General features: G+C 64.2%; 19 protein-coding genes. 1 reads left to right on the top strand and 18 read right to left on the bottom strand.

Annotated features, from left to right (window positions below; translation table 11 throughout):
• Positions 1–255: 255 nt before the first annotated feature.
• The 15 genes from ABID37_RS25280 to ABID37_RS25210 all read right to left on the bottom strand — a co-directional run bounded on the left by ABID37_RS25280 (position 256) and on the right by ABID37_RS25210 (position 15,533).
• Complete coding sequence (locus ABID37_RS25280; protein WP_354199745.1) at positions 256–1,056, bottom strand: ABC transporter ATP-binding protein; 801 nt, start codon at positions 1,054–1,056, stop codon at positions 256–258.
• A 42-nt stretch (positions 1,057–1,098) separates the two neighbouring features.
• Positions 1,099–1,872: an ABC transporter permease gene (locus ABID37_RS25275; protein ID WP_354199744.1), complete on the bottom strand. Its 774-nt coding sequence runs from the start codon at positions 1,870–1,872 to the stop codon at positions 1,099–1,101.
• 67 nt (positions 1,873–1,939) lie between these two features.
• A complete protein-coding gene (locus ABID37_RS25270) occupies positions 1,940–2,932 on the bottom strand; it encodes an ABC transporter substrate-binding protein (protein WP_354199743.1) in 993 nt (330 codons plus the stop codon).
• Positions 2,933–3,250: 318 nt separating this feature from the next.
• The gene (locus ABID37_RS25265; RefSeq protein WP_354199742.1) at positions 3,251–4,246 is read right to left on the bottom strand and encodes a CobW family GTP-binding protein; all 996 of its coding nucleotides are present in this window, start codon (positions 4,244–4,246) and stop codon (positions 3,251–3,253) included.
• A 1-nt stretch (position 4,247) separates the two neighbouring features.
• Positions 4,248–4,715, bottom strand: a complete 468-nt coding sequence (locus ABID37_RS25260) for a RidA family protein (protein WP_354199741.1) — start codon at positions 4,713–4,715, stop codon at positions 4,248–4,250.
• A 21-nt stretch (positions 4,716–4,736) separates the two neighbouring features.
• Complete coding sequence (locus ABID37_RS25255) at positions 4,737–5,465, bottom strand: GntR family transcriptional regulator (protein WP_354199740.1); 729 nt, start codon at positions 5,463–5,465, stop codon at positions 4,737–4,739.
• Positions 5,466–5,969: 504 nt separating this feature from the next.
• On the bottom strand, positions 5,970–6,959 hold the full coding sequence (locus tag ABID37_RS25250) for an isochorismatase family protein (RefSeq protein WP_354199739.1): 990 nt from the start codon (positions 6,957–6,959) through the stop codon (positions 5,970–5,972).
• Complete coding sequence (gene thmT / locus ABID37_RS25245; RefSeq protein ID WP_354199738.1) at positions 6,959–7,156, bottom strand: 2-hydroxymuconate tautomerase; 198 nt, start codon at positions 7,154–7,156, stop codon at positions 6,959–6,961. Before thmT ends, ABID37_RS25250 begins: the two co-directional genes overlap by 1 nt.
• Positions 7,156–7,833, bottom strand: coding sequence for a resolvase (locus ABID37_RS25240; RefSeq protein WP_354199737.1), 678 nt, complete (start codon positions 7,831–7,833; stop codon positions 7,156–7,158). The genes thmT and ABID37_RS25240 overlap by 1 nt, the downstream gene beginning before the upstream one ends.
• Positions 7,830–9,176 carry a dihydroorotase gene (locus ABID37_RS25235; RefSeq protein ID WP_354199736.1) on the bottom strand — a complete coding sequence of 449 codons (1,347 nt, stop codon included), beginning with the start codon at positions 9,174–9,176 and terminating at the stop codon, positions 7,830–7,832. The genes ABID37_RS25240 and ABID37_RS25235 overlap by 4 nt, the downstream gene beginning before the upstream one ends.
• Complete coding sequence (locus ABID37_RS25230) at positions 9,173–10,063, bottom strand: dipicolinate synthase subunit DpsA (protein WP_354199735.1); 891 nt, start codon at positions 10,061–10,063, stop codon at positions 9,173–9,175. The genes ABID37_RS25235 and ABID37_RS25230 overlap by 4 nt, the downstream gene beginning before the upstream one ends.
• On the bottom strand, positions 10,060–11,148 hold the full coding sequence (locus ABID37_RS25225; protein WP_354199734.1) for an NAD/NADP octopine/nopaline dehydrogenase family protein: 1,089 nt from the start codon (positions 11,146–11,148) through the stop codon (positions 10,060–10,062). The genes ABID37_RS25230 and ABID37_RS25225 overlap by 4 nt, the downstream gene beginning before the upstream one ends.
• 436 nt (positions 11,149–11,584) lie before the next feature.
• Positions 11,585–13,024, bottom strand: coding sequence for an amidohydrolase family protein (locus ABID37_RS25220; RefSeq protein WP_354199733.1), 1,440 nt, complete (start codon positions 13,022–13,024; stop codon positions 11,585–11,587).
• Between the two features lie 125 nt (positions 13,025–13,149).
• Positions 13,150–14,322, bottom strand: coding sequence for a M24 family metallopeptidase (locus tag ABID37_RS25215; RefSeq protein WP_354199732.1), 1,173 nt, complete (start codon positions 14,320–14,322; stop codon positions 13,150–13,152).
• A gap of 50 nt (positions 14,323–14,372) precedes the next feature.
• Complete coding sequence (locus ABID37_RS25210) at positions 14,373–15,533, bottom strand: mandelate racemase/muconate lactonizing enzyme family protein (RefSeq protein ID WP_354199731.1); 1,161 nt, start codon at positions 15,531–15,533, stop codon at positions 14,373–14,375.
• 123 nt (positions 15,534–15,656) lie between these two features.
• Here ABID37_RS25210 and ABID37_RS25205 point away from each other — a divergent pair, with 123 nt between their 5' ends.
• Entirely contained in the window at positions 15,657–15,968 is a 312-nt protein-coding gene (locus ABID37_RS25205; RefSeq protein WP_354199730.1) for a hypothetical protein, read from the top strand.
• Positions 15,969–16,090: 122 nt separating this feature from the next.
• On the opposite strand, the gene ABID37_RS25200 is transcribed toward ABID37_RS25205, so the two are convergent.
• From ABID37_RS25200 to ABID37_RS25190, 3 genes are read right to left on the bottom strand one after another with little or no spacing between them, the layout of a single operon-like run.
• The gene (locus tag ABID37_RS25200; protein ID WP_354199729.1) at positions 16,091–16,885 is read right to left on the bottom strand and encodes an alpha/beta fold hydrolase; all 795 of its coding nucleotides are present in this window, start codon (positions 16,883–16,885) and stop codon (positions 16,091–16,093) included.
• A gap of 24 nt (positions 16,886–16,909) precedes the next feature.
• Complete coding sequence (locus tag ABID37_RS25195; protein WP_354199728.1) at positions 16,910–18,052, bottom strand: DSD1 family PLP-dependent enzyme; 1,143 nt, start codon at positions 18,050–18,052, stop codon at positions 16,910–16,912.
• A 6-nt stretch (positions 18,053–18,058) separates the two neighbouring features.
• On the bottom strand, positions 18,059–19,339 hold the full coding sequence (locus tag ABID37_RS25190; RefSeq protein WP_354199727.1) for a hydantoinase/carbamoylase family amidase: 1,281 nt from the start codon (positions 19,337–19,339) through the stop codon (positions 18,059–18,061).
• Between the last annotated feature and the right edge of the window lies 1 nt (position 19,340).

The raw sequence follows: 19,340 nt of genomic DNA, 5'->3' as shown, positions 1-19,340 counted from the left end.
ATCGAAGCCAAGCCCGACAAGCCGTTTCACGCTGTCAGCCGAAGCCCCAACACGAGGCTCAAGCCCTCCTGCCTCGCACGGTATGAATACGATCTTCGACATGACGCGCCTTTTCAGCTCTGTGGCCGCCGACGGACCTCGTCCGACAGCGCGCAAATCGGGATTGTCGCTGGAACGGGTGCCGTCCGCGTTTCATCTTCGCCACACGAAGCGGCCAGCCTTCGGGAGGACGGCGGCAGGAACGGCAGTGCAGGATCAATGGGCGACCAGAATGCCCTTGGCTTCGAATATGTCACGTATCTGCCGGACATAGCCGTGATAGGCCTTGTTTTCATGGGTCGCACCCCATTGGCGCGGGCGCGGCATGTCGATCTTCAGGTCGAGGTCGACGCGCCCGGGACGCGGCGACATGACCAGCACCCGGTCCGCCAGGAACACGGCCTCATCGATGCCATGGGTGATAAACACCACGGTGTTGCGCAGCCGCAGCCACATCGTCTGCAGATCCATGATCATCTGCTCGCGGGTCAAGGCATCGAGTGCCCCGAAGGGCTCGTCCATCAGCAGGAGCCCCGGTTCCTGGATCAGCGCCCGGCAGATCGCCACGCGCTGGCGCATGCCACCGGAAAGCTCCGACGGAAACTTGTTGCCGAAGCCTTCCAGCCCCACCTGGGCGAGGAGTTCCTCGGCCCGCGCGCGATACCGGGCGACATCCAGCTTCTTGATCTCGATCGGCAGGAGGATGTTGTCGAGCACCGTACGCCAGTAGAGCAGGAGATCGGACTGGAAGACGACGCCGATCTTCGGATGCGGCTTGCTGACCGTCTCGCCGTCGATGGCGATGGTGCCGGTCGTGGCGCCGATCAGGCCGGCGAGCAGAGACAAAAGCGTGCTCTTGCCGCAACCGCTCGGCCCCACCACGGCCACGAAACTGCCGGGCTCGAAATTCAGATCGATCTTCTCCAGGGCTACGACGTCGTCGTCCTCGCGCGTCCTGTAGACTTTCGACAACCGGGAAATGCCCACTGCCGCGCCGGTCTGGGAGATGGCATTCATTGGAACGACCTCGCTGAACCTTTTGAACGATGCGACCCGCGCCTACTTGGCGGCGTCGCGCTTGTAGGCGACCTTGCTTTCGATGATGTCGATGACAAAATAGAGGATGACACCGAGGCCCGAAATGGCAACGACGGTGGCAAAATTCAGCGTCGTATCGAACAGCGAATTCGCCTGAAGCTGAAGGTAGCCGAGGCCCCGTTCGGCGGCGACATATTCACCGATGACCGCACCGATGACGGCCAGCGACACGGCGACCTTGAAGCCGCCGAAGATATTGGGCAAGGCGGCCGGCAGGCGCACCTTGAAGAAGGTCTGCCATTCGTTTGCGCCCATGGAGCGGACGAGGTTGACCAGATTGCGGTCCAGCGACTGCAGGCCGACGACCGTGGAGATCACGATCGGAAAGAACGAGATCAGGAAGGCCAGGGTGATCTTCGGGCCCCAGCCATAGCCCAGATACAGCACCAGGAGCGGCGCCAGCGCCACCTTGGGCACCGTCTGCAAGGCCACGAGGATTGGATAGATCGCCCGCTCGAAGGCCCGCGAATAGAAGATGGCGAGCGCCAGGGGAATGCCGATCAGCACTCCCAGGGCGAAGCCCGATACCACCTCCAGCAATGTCACATAGGCATGGGTGGCAAGCAGCGACCACTCGGAGACCATTCGAGTCGCGATCGCCAGAGGCGTCGGCAGCACGAACTCGGACAGTTCGGTCCAGGTCACCAACGCCTGCCACAGGCCGATGAGTGCCGCTGCCAGGATGAGCGCCGAATAGCGCTCGAGCCAGCGTCCGCGCATCTTTTTCCTGCTCATAGCCTTGCCTTGTTTCGCCTGCGCACGACCGGCGCCGATTGTATCTGCGCTTGCCACCTTATGCTCCTCACTGCGACAGAAGTTCGTTGCTGTAGAAGGTCTCGGTCGGCTTCGCCTCGCCGATGTCCTCCACGCTGGCGATCAGCTTGAGCGCATCGGTGATCGCAGTCTCCTCGATCCAGCCGACAGGCTTGCCTTCCGGCTGCTCGATTGACACGGACGTCGCCTCGATCTGCTCCTGGATGACGCTGTCGGAGGGCCCGGCTTGCCAGACCGCCTTCAGCGCGGCCGTCGCCGCTTGCGGATCCTTTTTCGAATGCTCTATTCCCTGCCGGGTCGCGGCCAGGAATTCGCGCAGTTTCGCGGCGTTCTTCTCCACCGCCTCGGCACTGACGACGAGGGCCAGGCCCGGAACCTTGAGGCCGTATTCGGGCAGGTCGAGCGTCGCGAATTCCTCCGTCGCCTTTTCCTTGAGCACCGGAAGATCGCTGGTCCGGTAGACACCGACGACATCCACCTTCTTTTGAAGGAACTGCGGAATGCGCGTCTGCGCATCCATCTGGATCTTGTTGATCTTCCCGCAATCGATCTTGTTCTCGGCGCAGAACACGCCGAGATAGGCGGTGGAGGTTTCACCGACCGCGCTGGCGATCGACTTGCCTTCCATATCGGCGGGAACCTTGACCGGGTTGTCGGCGTGCGAGATGAGCACAACAGGTGCCGCCGGCTGGTAGAGCGCCACGATCTTGACGGGCATTCCCTTCTGGATCGCGGTCACGGCAAAAATGCCCGGAACGACGGCGATGTCCTCCTGACCCTGGATCAACGCCCCCAGTGCCGCCTGGGCGCCGGCGCCTTCGCCGAACCTCACGTTGAGGCCGGCCTTCTCGTAGAGACCCTCCTTCTGGGCCAGATAGAAGAAGCCATATTCGCCCTTCAGCTTCCAGCTGAAGCGGACATTGACGTCTTCCGCCATGGCGCCATGGACCGTCATGAGCGTGGTGAAAGCGGCTGTCGCGGCAATCGCCGCACCGCGAACAAAGGCATGAACGCGCAACATTCTCTCCTCCTCACGGACGCCCTCCAGCGTCTCTCTTTTCTGCACGAAAAGCTTTTCTTTCTCCCCGAACAGCGATCCGGGCCTCAAGCCCCAATCTCCATTCTTGATCTCATAGTGTGATCACATTTTATGATTGTCAAGCCAAGAATCGGAGTGAAGCGTCGGCCGCCGCCTGTGGCGATGGGAACCCCTATATTGGCGACGGCAGACTTTCGGAATCACTTGAGATCAGCCCGTGCACAGATTTGCGGGCTCACGATATCGTGAGCGCCCGCCCGCCTTGCAGGGCGGCTGGACACCCCCTGCAGCGTGTCGATTTCAGTCTGGCAGCGCCAGAATTTCGCGCAGCGAATTCTCGATGGCCGTCGCCGTGAGATCGCGCGCGATGAAGACCAGCCAACCGCGCCGCACGCCATCCGGCCAGGCGGGAAGGTATTCCGGGGGATAGACCACATGCTGGACCCCATGGATGACGACCGGGCGCGCGTCGCCCGCAACCGGCAGAAGGCCCTTAACCCGCAGGATCGACAGTCCTCGCCCGGAAAGCAGCAGTTCGAGCCAGTCGATGAATACCGGCCATTCGACCTCTTCGGGGACATCGACGGTGAAAGTCTCGATGCCCGCGCTGTGGCGCACGGCGCGTACTCCGAAGACCACTGCATGCCGGGGTTGAAGGCCCGCAGCCTGCTCGAAAATGTCACCGGTCTCCGGCATGCCGGCCTTGCCGGACACCAGGCGCCGCACGGCGGGATTGATCTTGCCGATCTCAAGTCCCAACGCATCGAGCCGCCATGGTTCCACCAGATCGGACTTCGTCACCACGATGCAATCGGCCAGCGCCACCTGCTGGGCGGCTTCCGCAAAGCCGGCGATGCTGCTGGTGCCGCTCACCCCGTCCACGGTCGTGACGACGGTCCCCGCACGGTAGCTGCGCCGCAATTGCAGATCGCTCATCACCGCCTGCATGATCGGAGCCGGGTCCGCCAGTCCCGTGGTTTCGATGACGACGCGCCGGAAAGGGGGTACTTGCCCGTGCCGCATCATCGCCGCCAGATCCGACAGGGTCGAAATCAGATCGTCGCGCACCGCGCAGCACAGGCACCCCGACGACAGCAGCACGGCGTCTTCCGAGACCTCCCGGACCAGAAGGTGGTCCAGCCCGACCTCGCCGAACTCGTTGATGACGACCGCTGTGTCGCTGAAGCCGGGATCGCCCAGCAGATGGCGCAGGAAGGTGGTCTTGCCGCTGCCCAGAAAACCCGTCAGGACATGGACCGGGATCCTGTCATCCATCGGGAGGGCGGCAGGCTGCATCTCAGCTCACCTCGAAGATCGCGTCGACCTCGACCGGCACGTTTCGCGGCAGCGAATAGCAGCCGATAGCGGCCCGGGCGTGGCGGCCGGCCTCGCCGAAAACCTCGACCATCAGGTCCGAAGCACCGTTGATGACCTTGGGGTGGTCGGTGAAATCCGGCTCGGCATTCACGAACCCGCCCAATCGCACCACGCCCACGACGCGATCCAGATCGCCGCCGAGCGCCTGTTTCAGCTGGGCGAGGATGTTGATCCCGCACAGGCGCGCGGCCGCCTGCCCTTCCTCGACGGAATAGGTCGAGCCCAGCTTGCCGGTGAACTTGTCCGTGCCGTCCTGCTGGGGCACCTGGCCGGAAATATAGAGCTGGGTGCCGAGGCGGCGCGCCGGCACGTAGTTTGCCGCTGGCGACCTCGTCTCCGGAAGGTCGATCCCCAGATCGATCAGCCTCGCCTCGATCTTTCCGCCCATTCCCCGTTCTCCCGTGATGCGTCAATAGTCGAATTGCAGTTCCGGCCCTTGCGAGAAGGGCAGCTCCAGGCCCTGCGGCCCGGCAACGCTGAGCAGTGCCTTGCAGGTCGTGCGTATGTCATGAACGATGCCCTTGCGGACCGCCGCCGGCTTTCCGTCTTTCAGCGCAGCTAGAATGTCGTCATGATCCGCCGCATTCCACGGCATGGAGGGAATCAGCAGCGACATATACATGGTCGGACCGAATTGCAGCCACAGCGACTCGATCAACGGCATCAGCACGTCGGAAGCCGCCGCTTCGTAGAGCGTGAAGTGGAACTTCTGGTTGGATGACAGGCAACCCAATATGTCGCGCTTGTCGATGGCGGTCAGCAATTGCGCGTTGATCTCGGTCAGTTCGCTGATGAGCGCGGGCGTGACATTCCTGGCGGCGCGCTCGGCGGCGGAGCCTTCCAGCATCTCGCGGATCGCAAAAAGATCGCTGAGCTTCTCCGGGCTCAGCTTCGGCACCCGCACGGAACCGCCCCTGGTCTCTTCAAGAGCATTGGCGGCGACGAGGCGGCTGAGCACCTCGCGCACCGGCATCGGGCTGGTGCCCAGTCCCGCCGCCAGCTTGCGCAGGCTCATCACCTGGCCGGGCAGGAAAGCTCCAACCATGAGGCCGCGCCGCATATAGCGAAGGACATGCTCATGCACGTGACCCCTTGCGGGCTTCGCTTCACCGTTCCCGTTGGTCTCGGCTTTGGTCATGTCGATCCGCATCCTGCCTTCCAGCTACCCGTCACTCAAGTTCGGTCCACTGCGGTTCCTCCGACCACGGCGCCCTGTCCGATCACCTTGCCGTCAGCTTATCTGTGATCTCATATTGTGATCAATAATTGATATTTCGACAAAGGGCAACCGCCGACTTCCCCCGCTTGTGGCCCGGTGGAACCTGTCTTTGTCCATAGCGGAGAAGAAGGTGACGGTCGCGCTCCTGGCGAACGGGCAGATAGGGAATGCAGCGGCGGCCGAGAGGGCAAATGGCAGCCGGCACGTCCTGTATAACAGGTGAGTGGCCGCTAAAGTGACAGGAACAAACGCCATCGGATCTTCCGGTTCCGGCTTCTTCCTTGCTGGCATTACTGTACAGGAGGACGGGATGTTCGCAACAACCGTCGGTTTCTTCGTGCCCGGGACGCCACCATCGACGCGCTGGCTGGTGGCCGCCGAACCCGGCGGCCACCAGCTGATCCGGGAGGGCCGGCGCCCGGCTCAGGCCTTGGCGCCGACCTCATAGAGCTCGACCTTGGTGCCGTCAGGATCGGCGATGTAGATCGTCAGCCCGTAAGGCCCGTCATGCAACTCGTTGTAGTAGCGCACCCCGGCCTTCTTGAGCCTGGCGTCCATGGCGCGGACATCGTTGACCTCGAAAGCGATATGGTCGAGCTGGCGATGATCGGCCGCCTTGCCATGGATCAGGGCGATGCCCTGATGGAAGGCCGTGAACGGGCGGCCATCGGCCAGCGGCTTGGCAGGACGGATCGTAAAGCCGAGCAGGTTGGTGTAGAAGTCCACCGACTTTTCGATGTCCTCCACCATGATGAGCTGGTGGCCGTAATTGGTCACCCGCGGCTTCACCTGCTCGCCGATCCAGTCGAGCACCTCGGAGGATTGCGCGATCTCGCAGAAATACTGCTTCCAGACTTGCTTGGCGGTCGCCTCCCAGTCGGCATTGACGCCCGAAACGCAATCGTCGACGGCGATGACGTCGAGGTCCCGCAAATAGGCCTCGCGGATCGAGGTCTCGACACAGGCATTGGTGGTCGCGCCGGTGACGAACAGGTGCTGGGTGCCGAGCATCTTCAGCATCATTTCCAGCCGCGTCTCGTAGAACGCACCGAAGCGGTGCTTGCGGATGACGAAAGCCGGGTCGAAATCGGCGAGCGGCTTCAACTCGTCGATGATCTGCTCGTCCCAGCTCCCGGCAAGGGCCGAAACCTGCTTGCGGCGGGCGGTGTGGCCAAGCAGCTTCTTCTTGGCACGGTTGTGGTCGATGGCGAAATGTTCCTGCATCGTCCAGATGACGGGAATGCCCACCTCCTGGCAGCGCCTGATCAGCCTGGCCAGCGGCGGCACGATCGAGGAAAGACGCTTGGTGTCGACGCCTGAAATGCCGAGCGTGCCCTTCTCGTGGATGAAGGCGTTTTGCAGGTCGATGACCAGCAGCGCGGACTTGCGGTAATCGAGAACGTCCAAGCTCATCACTTGTGCTCCACCATGTCGATGCCCAGCACGCCACCACGGCCCCAACTGTCCTTGGGCGTCTCATGGATCACGACATGCAGATGATCGGGCTTGCAGGCCGCTTCCTCAACCATCGCCTTGGTGATCGCCCTGACGAGGTTTCGCTTCTGCTCGACAGTGCGTCCCTCCCACATCTCTACGACGACGAACGGCATTATCGTTTCTCCTCACTTTCGGCGGCCTGCCGGCCGGACGCCCACACGGGCACGGCCGGCGCGAAGCCGCTCACCAGATCATTGCCGGCCCGGTCGCTGCCCGAGAGCAGCCACAGCGGCCGGTTGGAATAGTTGACCAGAACCTGTTCTTCCATGCAGGCCCGGTTGGCCGGATAGGCGGGGTCCCGCTCGAAACGGCTGGTCGCCGGCATCAGCCTGATCACGTAGAGGGGCTCCTGCGGATCGAAGCCGTCCAGCGTCGCGGGGCCGATCGCCTCGAGCCGCCCCGCCGTTACCGCCATACGAGCGGGGTCGACCAGCACGATGGCCCCGGCAAGCGGCATTACCGGCCAATAGCGCCCCTCCCTGCCCTGCCGTAGAAAGGCGGCATAGCGGGCGGCCTCCAGAAACAGTTCGCTGTCCCACAGGATGATGTCCAGGCCCAGAAGCCCGCGTGCCGCCTCGAGGACGGGCTCGCTTTCGCACAGGTCCAGAAACACCCAGGGGTCGGTGATGCCGATGCAATGTCCCCACGGATTGTGAATTCCCGACAGCCGTTCCTGACGGATACCGGCCCTGCCGGCAGCGATCTCCTCCACGGCCTCGCGCACCGAACGGCGCGCGGGCAGCAGCGGCATCCTGCCTGCTAGGTCGAGGCTGTCGGGCGCCGAGATCATGCAGGCACCGTCACGCAGCGGCCGCGTCCATAGTGACGTTCGGCCACCTCGCCGTTCTCATAGACCACCTCGCCACGCGCCACCGTCATCACCGGCCAGCCCTTCAGCTTCCAGCCTTCATAGATGCAGGTGCCCTTGCCGGTGTGCTCCACGGTCCGCTCCTCGTCGAGATCGACGAGGACGAGGTCGGCGTCGAAGCCGACATCGATATGCCCCTTGCGCGGCCACAGGCCAAAGCGGCGCGCCGGATTGAACGAATTCAGCTCGACCAGCCGCGACAAAGGCAGGCCGCGCTGATGGACGCCGAAATGCAGCATCAGCGATAGCTCCCACGGGAAACTGACGACGCCGGGGAATTCCGTCCACAGGTCTTCGAGCTTCTTGGGCAGGAAGGGCACATGGTCGGTGCCCAGGCTGTAGACCGAGCCATTCAGCATGCCTTCCCACAGGCCCTCCAGCTCGTTGCGGTCGCGCAACGGCGGCGAGATCTTGGCGCGCATGTCCAGATCCTCGTCGTAGCAGGTGCGGGTCAGATAATGCGGACAGGTTTCGACGGTGACATGCACGCCCCGCGCCTGCGCCTCCGCCGCCAGCACCGGCCCCATTCCCACCGACGTATGCACGAGATGCAGCGAACAGCCGGTTTTCTCGGCGAGGAAGATCATGCGCCGGATGGTCTCGACCTCGCAGAAGGCCGGCCGCGATTCCGTATAGGCGCCGAGGTCCTGACGGCCGGTCGCGGCGATCTCCTTCTTGATCCACGAGGCGATCTGGGTGTTCTCGCAATGCACGTTGATGACACCACCGGGAACCTTCGACAGGATGCGCATGGCGGCATAGACCCAGCCATCGGTCGCAGGCACGATGCCGATGGGATTGTCCGGCTCATAGCCGAAATAGCATTTGAACGACTTCACCCCGGTCCTGGCGATGATCTCGGGAATCTCGGCGATATGCTCCTCGCGCTGGATGCCGAAGTGGAACCCGAAATCGATGACCGCATTCTCCTCGCCGAGCGCCTTCCGCTCCTCGTAGAAGGGCAGGTAGGATTCCTTGAGGTTGCGGATGTAGAGCAGGGCGGTGGTGACGCCGCCCGACGCGGCGGCCGCGGTTTCGGTGCGCATGTCCTCGGGATAGGGGAATTTAACGCCCAGATGGCAATGCGGATCGATCAGGCCCGGCATCAGCACCCGGCCCTCGGCGTCGATGACGCGGGTAGCGTCCGGCAACACCTCGTCGGCGCCGGTCAGCACGACCCTGCCGTCCTTGACCGCCACGCCGCCGTGGAACTCGCCGTCGTGGCGAACCACGCGCGCGTTCTTGATGACCAGATCCGCCTTCATTGCTTCTGCTCCAATATGTCTTCGATACGCCTGCTGATTCCGGTCCACTGGCTGCGGCCGACGGTGATCGGGGCGCGGGCTCCCATGCCGCGTGCCCACACCGTCTTCAGCCCAAGCTCGTCGGCCGCATCGCGGTCGATGGTGCCGGGGGGCGCCGCGACGTCGACCAGCAGCGCATGGGCGGGCAGGAGCGCAAGCTGGTCCCGCTCCAGCAGCCGCTTGGGCACGCTGCCGATGACGATATCCATGCGCGGCAGATAGTCCGGCAACTGCTCCAGCGTCAGGGAGTCCGCCCCTGCGGCATAGGCAGCCGCCCGCTGCACGGGGTTGCGCGCCGCGACGTGGACATGGGCGCCCAGCGAAACCAGCGTGTTGGTCAGCAACGACCCGATTGTGCCCTGGCCGACCAGCATCACGTTCGACTTGTGGATGGTGATCTGGGTGTTCTCGATGATGACCTTGAGCACCCCTTCGACGATCGCCGGCCCGCGCAGCAGCATCAGGTCGACATCCCATTCATATTCATGCAGCGTGATGCCCAGCGCCTCGCAATGCGCCTTCAGGTTGGCATCCGCCCAGCCGAGAATGATGTGGGCGGGCCTGTTCATCCCCTCCAGCATCTCCCGCGCGGGAATGATCTTGTGCGGACAGGTGGGCGCGAACAATGCGCCTTCCGCCGTGATCCCGGGGATAGGGAACAAAGCGATATCGGCACCCTTCAATGCGTCGGCGGCATCCTTGGCATGATAGACGCCTTCAATGCCCTGTTCGGGCCAGGGAAAGCCATAGGCCCGAACGGCGGCGCCGGCACGGACGGCGCAGCGTGCGATCTCCTGTTCGCGGGCATCTCCCGCGACGAGTGCGATGACCGTATCCTGCCAACTCATGGCGTCCTCACCTTGTCGAGAAGCTGATCCCTGGACATGCCTGCAATGCCCATCGCCTCGGCGGTGCGGCCACCCTTACGGTAGTCGGTGCCGACTGCAATCTGCGCCAGACCGTAGAGCGAACGCGCAACCGGGGTATCGATGCCGGCAATGGCGGCGAATTCGAGGAACGGCAGGAGCCCGTGCCCGAAATCCTCCTTGTAGTAGCGGTCCTCCAGAGAAGCCGGGCCCCTGATCTTCCTGTTGGCCTCGCCGCCGGCAATGGCGGCGCGGAAATCGTCGGTGTCGGTGACATCGGCCTCGACCGTGCCGAGCAGCTTCATTTCCTCCACCAGATTCGGAAGGGCGTGGCCGAAGGCGCTCGCCACGGCCCGGCGTTCATCGTCAAGCTGCCTCATGACGCGGGCGACGCCCGGCGTCATGGCATCGACGTAGAAGGTGAAATCCCCTCCCGTCGCCTCGACCCATGCAGCCGACAACACTGCTCCGGGAGGATGAAGGATCATGTTCACGTTGGAGAGATCGGAGGCGATCACGTCGGCAACCGGCTTTACGCCGGGATAGAGCGCCGCCGCGATGTCCAGCGCCTCCTTTCCGCCGCCCAGCGCCGCCGCCTTGAGCTCCCTGGCGCGACCGCTGACGGTAACGCCATCGGGACGGTATTTGCGCGCTACATAGGAAAGGGTCGAGAACTCGACCACCGGTGGAGCCACATCACCGGCTTTTGTGAAAGCTTCCGCGAATTCAAGCGCGCCGCCGGTGTGCCCCGGATTGAGGATGACCAGCCGGTCGGACGGCCAGCCCGCATCCGCCAGGGCCCGGGCAATCGCTCCATGCGAGAAGGTCGGCAGCACCACGACGGCAACGTCCACGCCATCGATCGCCGCCTTGAGGTCGGTCGTGATCAGGGACGGCCGGGCCACCCCTTCGCCGAGCTTGCCGTCGTAGGCCACGCCACCGAGCTTGACGTGCGGTGCGAGCGTTTCAGCCGACCTCGCCCAGAAATGCACGTCATGACCGGCCTGAACCAGCTCGGCAACCGATGCCGCCCCGCCCGCTCCCGCGCCCAATACTGCAACTTTCATTCGCTCCTCCGACGGTCGGGAATGCGGCAGCATGCACCGCACGACCTCATGCGAAAGACCCGGGCTCTCCTCCCCGGACCCTCCGCGCCAATTGACTGGCATCAATCAATTTGATCACACTTTATGATCACAAATGGAATTGTCAAGCGGAAGAATCGGCACTTTGCCATCCCATAGGGCCGCATGAACCCCGCAGTTTCTAGGTCCGGGAAAGCATGGCGCTCACCCCTCCCCAGGCACGGTTCAAGAGGCTGCGCCCCAGACCTGCACCGATGGAAAATTTCCCATCGAGAGGATTTCGCGCCTGCGCAATCGCCGGGGACGGAAGACGGAACATGGCATGGCAGACCGGGCGAAGGCCATCGCGACCCCGCCGATCTCCCGTCATGCTTTCCGGATGCGGCTCCGGCATGAAAGGGTCAAACCGCGCCGGCCATCAATTGCCTTCATCGTAGAGCGTTGTGGTCGTCTCCACGTCCTCTTCATGCAGACCGGCACGAACGACGGCCGCGGCGGCCAGTTCACGCGCCTTGCGGCGGATTTCCACTTCGTCCACGCCCTGTATCTTGCCATCCGCGTAGAGTGCCCTGCCGTTGACCCAGGTCTGGGTGACCGAAGCGGTGGAGGCCGAGAACACCAGTGCCTGCAGCGGATCGTAGAACGGCGTCCATTCGACATGATCCAGATCGAAGAGAATGAAGTCGGCCTTCTTGCCGATTTCCAGCGAACCGATCTCGTCGTCCCACATCAGCGCGCGCGCGCCGTCGATCGTTGCGGCGCGCAGAGCCTGCCGGGCGGTGAACACGTCGGGCTTGAGGCGCGCATCCTTGAACATGCCCGCCACCATGAGCATCTGCCGCATCAGGTTCATGTTGCCGGCGGCCGAAACGCCGTCGGTGCCCAGGCCGACCTTGACGCCGGCCTTCACCATTTCCGGATATTTGCCGATGGCCGTCGCGCCCTTGCCGAGCTTGAAGGACGAGCAGGGGCAGAAGGCCACGCTGGCGCCGCGCTCGGCCAGAAGCCGGACCTCTTCATCCGACACCGCCGCACCGTGGGCGATGACCAGATTCTTGCGGATGCCGCCCGCCCTGTCGACACGGATCACCGGCCAGCAGCCATATTTGCTTTCGCAAACCTTGGCCTCCTCGATCGAGGTCGCAAGGTGATAGGTGGTGCCGACACCGAGCTTCTCGGCCAGGGCCACCGCGCCCACATGCAGTTCCAGGCTGCACGGCTCCTTGCCCTCGATGTTGACCCAGCAACGCGCCCGGCCATCCAGCGAATTGTTGTAGCGCAGGACGCAGTCCTCCAGCACCTTCAGTGCCGTCTCGGCATCGGGAAAGAAGTGATGCTCGGCCATCTCCTGCGTCCAGCCGCGCGGCAATTCCGCCGGCGGGTTGTCGGCGGCGTGGCGTCCGGTAACCCCGCGGATGCCGGTCTTCTCCATGGCACGGATGACGATGCCCGGGTCGTATTGCGAACCCATGTCCAGAAAGCATGTGGTGCCGCAGCGAAGCATCTCGGTAATGCCGAGCAGCGCGCCCCAATATTCGTCTTCCTCGGTGATGTGCGCGTAGAAGGGCTTCGCCCAGTGGAACACCCAGGCCCGGGTCGTCAGATTGTCAGGAAAGACCGCACGCGACAAAGTCTCGGAAAGATGCACATGGCTGTCGACGAAGCCCGGACACATGCCGAGCATCGTGCCGTCGATCACCTTGTCGAAGCTCTTGCCCTTGTGCCGGTCGCTCACTTCCCGCGCCGGCCCGATATCGGCAATGCGATCGTCTTCCACCACCACACTGGCATTGCGCAGCACCGTGTCGTCCTTGTCGACAGTGAAGGCAAAGTTCAAATTCTCGATCAGCGTGCGCATGCAACTCCACCCAATGCTCTGGCCACGGACCCTCCTGATCGCTTCACCGGTCCGTGGCGGTGGGCGATGCCCTGTCAGGCGCCGGGATCACAAGGCATCCCGGCGCTTTGCGTAAGCCGTGCCGTTCAGGCGACGGCCTTCACCTTGTCGCCCCGCTTGGCTGTGCCGCAGACGATCAACCTGTCGGTGTCGGCATAGTCGGACAACAGCTCCGAGCCGTTCGAGGTCACCAGCAGCATGTCCTTGTTCTGCATGCCGAATCCATGGCCGGTATCGTAGCAGAGTGGCTCGAAGCCGAGCACCATGTTCTCCTCCAGCGGCGCATCGCTGCCGGGCTTGCCCAGCACCGGCGTCAGGCCGAGATAGGGGTCCTCGTGCAGATGCAGACCGATGCCATGGCCGACGAAGGAGATCGGCGGCAGATCGAGCCTGGCCAGCTTGGCGATGAAGGCGTCATAGATCTCGCGGCAGCTCGCGCCCGGCTTCACCTTCTCCATGATCTCGTATTTGCACTCGACCAGATGGGCCCAGATCTTCTCGGCCATGGGCGGTGCCTCGCCGACGACCGCCGTCCGGCACACACCGGCCTGATAGCCGTTGATGACGGAAAAGATCTCGACGCGGCAGACATCGCCCTTCTTCAGCTTGCGGTCGGACGGACCGACATTGGGCAGCATGCTGCGCTCGCCGGTGGCGACGATCAGCAGCTTGAAGTGCTCGGCGCCCAGCGAATAGACATTGCGGGTCAGGTGCCCGGCGATGTCCATCTCGGAATCGCCGGCATCGACAACCGCCAAAGTGTCGGTGATCGCCTGGTCGGCAATGCGCGAAAGCTTCCTCAGAAGCGCGATCTCCTCCACCGTCTTGATCTGGCGCAGGCGGGCGAGGATCGGCTCGGCGTGCTCGAAACGGGCGCCCGGCATCGCAGCGATGAGGCGGGCGAGGTCGCCGGCCGGCAGGTAGTCCATTTCGAGGCCGATGCGCGCCTTGGCGAGGCCGAGCCCGGAAAGCTGGTCGGCCAGGACCAGCATGGGATCGTCGGAGAACTCGGCCCAGATGCGGGAGGGTACGTCGGGCAGGCGGCGCCTGATCGTCGATGCCTCCATGTCCACGCCGAAGATCGCGGTACGGCCGTCCGCCGTGACGATGGTCATGGCGTGACGGTGGCGGATCAGGGGCTGCGACGGCACCACGAAGCCGGCCGTGTAGGCGAAGTTCTCCGGCGACGAGCAGATGATGGCGTCGAGCCCATGCTGCGCCATTGCCTTGACCTGCTTCGCGACGATTTCTGCCCGCATGATTGTTCCTCTCCTCGTTGATTTTCTTGCCGGGATTTTCTTGCCGGCGGTCAGTCCCGCACCCGGTATTTCTCGACCTTGGCAAGGTCGACATCGATGCCCATGCCCGGTCCGGCGGGCACGACGATCGCCCCGTCGACAAACTGCATCGGCTCGACCAGAAGATCGTCCTTGTAGTAGATGCCGCCGACCTGGCCGTGCTGTGCTTCGGCCGGCGTCGACACCGGGATGACGCAGGACAGCGTCACGGCCGGCGAAGCGGCCGCGAGCTGCACATTGGCGAGATTGCCGATACCGGTTTCGATGGAGCCGTTGACGTTGCAGATGATGCCGGCCGCCCGGCAGACGGCCCCGACCTCCATCGCCTTGTAGAGCCCGCCGGCCTTGGTGGTGTAGATCGAGACGATCTGGATGCCGCCGTTGCGGATGATCTGGATCGAGTCATGCGCATTCCAGGCGGACTCGTCCGCCATCACCGGCGCATCGATGCGGCGGCCGACCTCGGCGATGCGCTCGATGCCCATCACCGGCTGCTCGACATATTTCAACCGGTTCTTTTCCATCCGGCGAACGGTCTGGACCGCCTCGCCCGGCGTCTTGTAACCCTCATTCGCGTCGACGCAGATCTCGACGGCATCGCCGGCCACCTCGCGCACCGCATCGACCATGGTGACGTCGCGCTGCGGATCGACGCCGATCTTGACCTTGATGGTCTTCACCCCTTCCTGGACGAGCTTCGCAACCTCCCCCCGTGCCTCCTCGACCGAAATCAGGCCGATCGAATGGGTGACCGGCACGCGCTCGCGCGCCTTGCCGCCGAGCAACGTGTGGACGGGCACGCCGAGCCAACGACCAGCAAGATCGTAGGCAGCGAATTCCACCGCCGCCTTCGAATAGGGATAGCCCTTGATGATGGCGTCCATGCGCGCATGCAGCTCGGCGAAGTTGCCGAGTTCGACACCGACCACTGCCGGCGCGAGATAGGTATCGATGACGGCGCGGGTGATGAGCGCGGATTCGCCAAAATAGCGGCCGAACTCGCCGCCCCAGTCCTTGAGCGCCGGCGCCTCGCCCCAGCCGACGCGGCCGTCGCTGTCGGTCATCTTGACCATGACATAACGGCCGATGACTTCGGTCAGCCCCGCCCATTTGTGCTCACGGCGCGTGGGCAACTGAACGATCAGCGTTTCGATGGACTTGATTACAGGCACTGTCCCCACCTTCTCCTTGCCGCCGGCAAAACGTGACTCTATGATGCGATCATCTATTGTGATCACACTTTATGATCATAATTTTAAATGTCAAGCACAGGCGCCGCAGCAGGGAGACGGGACGTGATTGTCGAAACGACGAACTATTTCGCCAGTGAGGGCAAGGCCGCGGCGGTGCTGGAACAGCGCCGCCGCGCGACGTCGATCAGGCTGGCACTTGGCCTGCCGCCGGGCCGGATATTGGTGAAGCTGACTGGTGACGGGCCCGACGTGCGCTGGGAGTGCACATTCGCGTCGATGCAGGCCTATGAGGCGGACATGGAGGCGCGGGCTTCCTCACCGGAATTCGCGGCCGCCCGCAACGCGATGCACACATTGCTCTCGCGATTTGAACGGCACCTCAGCGCCGAGGACGACAAGCCCGCCGCGACATGATGGAACGTGCATACGGCGCCGGCAAAGCGTACAGGCGACGCCCAAAGCATTCGGCGTCGCCGGGTTCCCGACCTCTTCCCCTGATGGACCGGATCACGCGAACCATCATCAGGTCCGGCAACTCATCTGCCTTGCAGCAAGAAAGGCAGGACATGCCCCAGAAAATCGTCGGGCGCCACCTGCGAGCAGGAATGGGCGCCGTAGTCCAGCAAGGCCAGTCGCGCATCGGGAATGAGCTGCGCCAGTTCCTTCGACAGATGCGGCGGGGTCAGGAAATCGTCCTTGGCGCAGATGACCAGCGTGGGCGCGCTTATCCGCGCGGCCGAGGCCCGCCGGTCGAACGCCACGATCATGTCGATGCGCTGCGCAATGATCGTCGGATCGCCGGCAGCGGCATTGGACGAGCCGATCATGGCCGACAGAGCATCGGCATTCTCGCTGATCCAGCGCGGCGGGTAGAGGAACAACGGCGTGGCGGCATTGTAGGCCTCCACGCCCGCGCGTTCGAGCAAGGTCTTGCGGGTGGCGAAACATTGCCGGAAGTGGTTGTCCGGCCCGGCCCAGCCGGCAAACAACACCAGGCCTTCGAGGGCCTGCGGGCGCTCGGCGGCAAGCACCTGTCCGGCCGCCGCGCCGGTCGAGTGGCCGATGTAGCGATAGCGCCCATGGCCGAGATGGTTCATCAGCGCATCGATATCCGCCGCCAGGGCCTCGACGCTGTGCCGCTGCCGGCGCGATGATGACTTGCCGGTCCCGATGTGGTCATGCTGAACGACCGTGAAATGGCGGGACAGCGCCGGCACGATGTTGTTCCAGTAGCTGCCGGCACCTCCAAGGCCCGACGCCAGCGCCAGCGGCGGCCCTTCACCGCTGACTTCATAGTGGATTTGCCCGTCCGGCCGCTCCAGGAAAGCCATGCCCCTGCTCCTCCGATAATGTGCTCAACGGCGGCCGCGCGCGTCCACCGGCCAGATTTCGGCCAGCGCGTCCTGCCGCACGCAATGGAATGCGTCGTAGAGAACGACCGTCGGGTCACAGTGCGGAATCACGCATTCGAGGCGGTCGCCCAGCTTTGGCTGCACCATGCCCGCCCCGAGCCGCACCCTGCCATGTTCGTCGCCGCTATATTCATAGGCGGCACCCGAAAGGCCGGGCGTGGCGATGCGCGGCTTGGGCCCGTTCAGCGCGAAGGATTTGGTTCCGGCATCGGTGGTGACGGTGCCGGCCACATTGATGCTGGTGACGGCCGTCTGCACGAACAGCGCGTTCTCGAACGGCCAGTCGCTTCCATCTTCATAGGTGATGTCCTGATATTCGGCATCCATGAAGACGTAGGACCCGGCCTGGATTTCCGTGAACGGCCCCTCGATGCCGTCGATGGCGTGGGTGCCGGTGCCGCCTCCGGTGATAATTTCAGGCGGCATGCCGATTGAAGTCAGCCGCGCGACGATGTCGCGGATGAACCCATGAGCACGACGACACAGATCGAGGCGCGCGCCATGGTCCGCCGAGTGCTGGAGGTGCCCGCCATAGGCCTGCACGCCGGCAAAGCGCAGCGACGGGCAAGCGGCAATGGCGCGGGCCAGAGCCTCGGCCGCGTCGACGCTCAGCACTCCGGTGCGGCCGAAACCCAGTTCGACGTCGACCAGCACGGAAGCGGTGACGCCGGCCCGTTCCGCGGCGGCCGCCAGGGCACCGGCATTGTCGGCATTGTCCACCACGATCATGGTATCGGGGGCGCCGCCGACAAGCTCGATGAACCGGGAAACCTTCATCGCCGTGGTCACCGGCGAGGTGACAAGGATGCCGGAAATCCCGTTTGCCGCCATGACCTCGGCTTCGTCGAGCGTCGCACAGCAGATGCCGACGGCGCCGGCTTCGATCTGGGCCCTGGCGATGCGCACGCATTTGTGTGACTTGGCGTGCGGCCGCAGCTTGCGCCCGAAGCCACGCATCGCTTCGGCCATGCGGTGGATATTGCGCTCCAGCGCATCGAGGTCCAGCACCAGCGCGGGCGTGTTCAGTTCGTAGCGCGAACCCTGCCCGCCCATCCAATAGCCGAGAGGGGGAAGTCGTGTCGTCATGCTCTTTCAGCCTTTCAGATTGGCCACGAACCACACCATGAGGCGGACGCCGAGCGCGAAATCGTCGAACTCCATCGCTTCCTGCGGATTGTGGCTGCCCTTGTCGTTGCGCACGAAGATCATGGCCGAGGGCACGCCCGCGGCGGCGAAATCACCGGCATCATGCCCGGCCCCGCTGGCGATCGGCATGGCCGGGATCGACAGGCGTTCGCAGCCCTGCGATAGCAGGCCCTGGAAATCCGGGTTCATGGCAGCGGGCGCATCGCCGGTGAAGCTGTCGCAGGTGAAGGTGACGCCACGACGAGAGGCAATTTCATCCATGGCCTGCCGCAGCGCGGCTTCGACGCGCCGCAGCACAGCTTGCGCGTGGCTGCGGGCATCGAACGAGAACACCACCTCGCCCGGCACGGTGGTCACGGCATGGGCATTCGGGTCGGTCGAGAAGCGGCCGAAGGTAGCCACCAGGTCACCGCCTTCCTCGTCCTCGATCACCCGCCACAACTCATCGATGCGGCCGACCAGTTCGGAAACCGCGAACACGGCATCGCGGCGCAGGGCGCGCGGCGCGGTGCCGGAATGCGCGTATTCGCCCACGCATGTCGCCTTGCGGCAGCGAAGGTTGCCGCGAATGCCGGTGACGATGCCGAGCGGCAACGCCCGGCTGACCAGCAACGGTCCCTGTTCGATATGCAGTTCGAGATAACCGCGCAGACGGGCCGGGTCGACGAGCGCGGCGCCGTTGCGCAAGCGACCGACATCGGCGCCGGCCTGCCGCATGTGTTCGGCCAGGCTGAGGCCGCTATCGATGCGCCGCGCCTCGTCGAGAATGCGCGGATCGAGCGTGCCGAGCATCGCGCGGCTGCCGATGTGCTGGGCTCCGAACCAGGCGCTTTCCTCGGCCCGGATGGCAATCAGCACGATGTCGCGCGGGGGACGGACGCCGGCAGCCCGGTATGCCGCCAGACAGGCAAGGCCGGCAAGCACGCCCGCCAGTCCGTCGAAATTGCCGCCTTGCGGAACGGCATCGAGATGCGACCCGATGACCAGGGGCGGCGGATCGGGATCGTCGCCCCGCAGCGTCATCGACAGATTGAGGGCCGCATCCACCGCGATGTCCAGGTCGAGGTCGCGAGCCGCGGCAGCGACGAGATCGTGCGCCGTCTGCTCACCCTCGCCATAGGCGGCGCGCGTGAAGCCGACACCGTCGAAGCTGCGTCTTCCGATGGTGTCGAACAATTGCCGGGCAAGCGCCAGACCTGCCTCGATCGAGCTTTCGCCAGGCATCATG

It is taken from the genome of Aquamicrobium terrae (genome assembly GCF_040545735.1).
Taxonomy (GTDB): domain Bacteria; phylum Pseudomonadota; class Alphaproteobacteria; order Rhizobiales; family Rhizobiaceae; genus Mesorhizobium; species Mesorhizobium terrae_A.
Note: the sequence above shows the minus strand (reverse complement) of the source record. Positions and strands in the feature narration are given on the sequence as shown.

Excerpts from the sequence above, each read along its gene's own strand:
- ABID37_RS25280 (WP_354199745.1), bottom strand. The coding sequence starts at position 1,056 with ATGAATGCCATCTCCCAGACCGGCGCGGCAGTGGGCATTTCCCGGTTG.
- ABID37_RS25275 (WP_354199744.1), bottom strand. The coding sequence starts at position 1,872 with ATGAGCAGGAAAAAGATGCGCGGACGCTGGCTCGAGCGCTATTCGGCG.
- ABID37_RS25270 (WP_354199743.1), bottom strand. The coding sequence starts at position 2,932 with ATGTTGCGCGTTCATGCCTTTGTTCGCGGTGCGGCGATTGCCGCGACA.
- ABID37_RS25265 (WP_354199742.1), bottom strand. The coding sequence starts at position 4,246 with ATGCAGCCTGCCGCCCTCCCGATGGATGACAGGATCCCGGTCCATGTC.
- ABID37_RS25260 (WP_354199741.1), bottom strand. The coding sequence starts at position 4,715 with ATGGGCGGAAAGATCGAGGCGAGGCTGATCGATCTGGGGATCGACCTT.
- ABID37_RS25255 (WP_354199740.1), bottom strand. The coding sequence starts at position 5,465 with ATGACCAAAGCCGAGACCAACGGGAACGGTGAAGCGAAGCCCGCAAGG.
- ABID37_RS25250 (WP_354199739.1), bottom strand. The coding sequence starts at position 6,959 with ATGAGCTTGGACGTTCTCGATTACCGCAAGTCCGCGCTGCTGGTCATC.
- thmT (WP_354199738.1), bottom strand. The coding sequence starts at position 7,156 with ATGCCGTTCGTCGTCGTAGAGATGTGGGAGGGACGCACTGTCGAGCAG.
- ABID37_RS25240 (WP_354199737.1), bottom strand. The coding sequence starts at position 7,833 with ATGATCTCGGCGCCCGACAGCCTCGACCTAGCAGGCAGGATGCCGCTG.
- ABID37_RS25235 (WP_354199736.1), bottom strand. The coding sequence starts at position 9,176 with ATGAAGGCGGATCTGGTCATCAAGAACGCGCGCGTGGTTCGCCACGAC.
- ABID37_RS25230 (WP_354199735.1), bottom strand. The coding sequence starts at position 10,063 with ATGAGTTGGCAGGATACGGTCATCGCACTCGTCGCGGGAGATGCCCGC.
- ABID37_RS25225 (WP_354199734.1), bottom strand. The coding sequence starts at position 11,148 with ATGAAAGTTGCAGTATTGGGCGCGGGAGCGGGCGGGGCGGCATCGGTT.
- ABID37_RS25220 (WP_354199733.1), bottom strand. The coding sequence starts at position 13,024 with ATGCGCACGCTGATCGAGAATTTGAACTTTGCCTTCACTGTCGACAAG.
- ABID37_RS25215 (WP_354199732.1), bottom strand. The coding sequence starts at position 14,322 with ATGCGGGCAGAAATCGTCGCGAAGCAGGTCAAGGCAATGGCGCAGCAT.
- ABID37_RS25200 (WP_354199729.1), bottom strand. The coding sequence starts at position 16,885 with ATGGCTTTCCTGGAGCGGCCGGACGGGCAAATCCACTATGAAGTCAGC.
- ABID37_RS25195 (WP_354199728.1), bottom strand. The coding sequence starts at position 18,052 with ATGACGACACGACTTCCCCCTCTCGGCTATTGGATGGGCGGGCAGGGT.
- ABID37_RS25190 (WP_354199727.1), bottom strand. The coding sequence starts at position 19,339 with ATGATGCCTGGCGAAAGCTCGATCGAGGCAGGTCTGGCGCTTGCCCGG.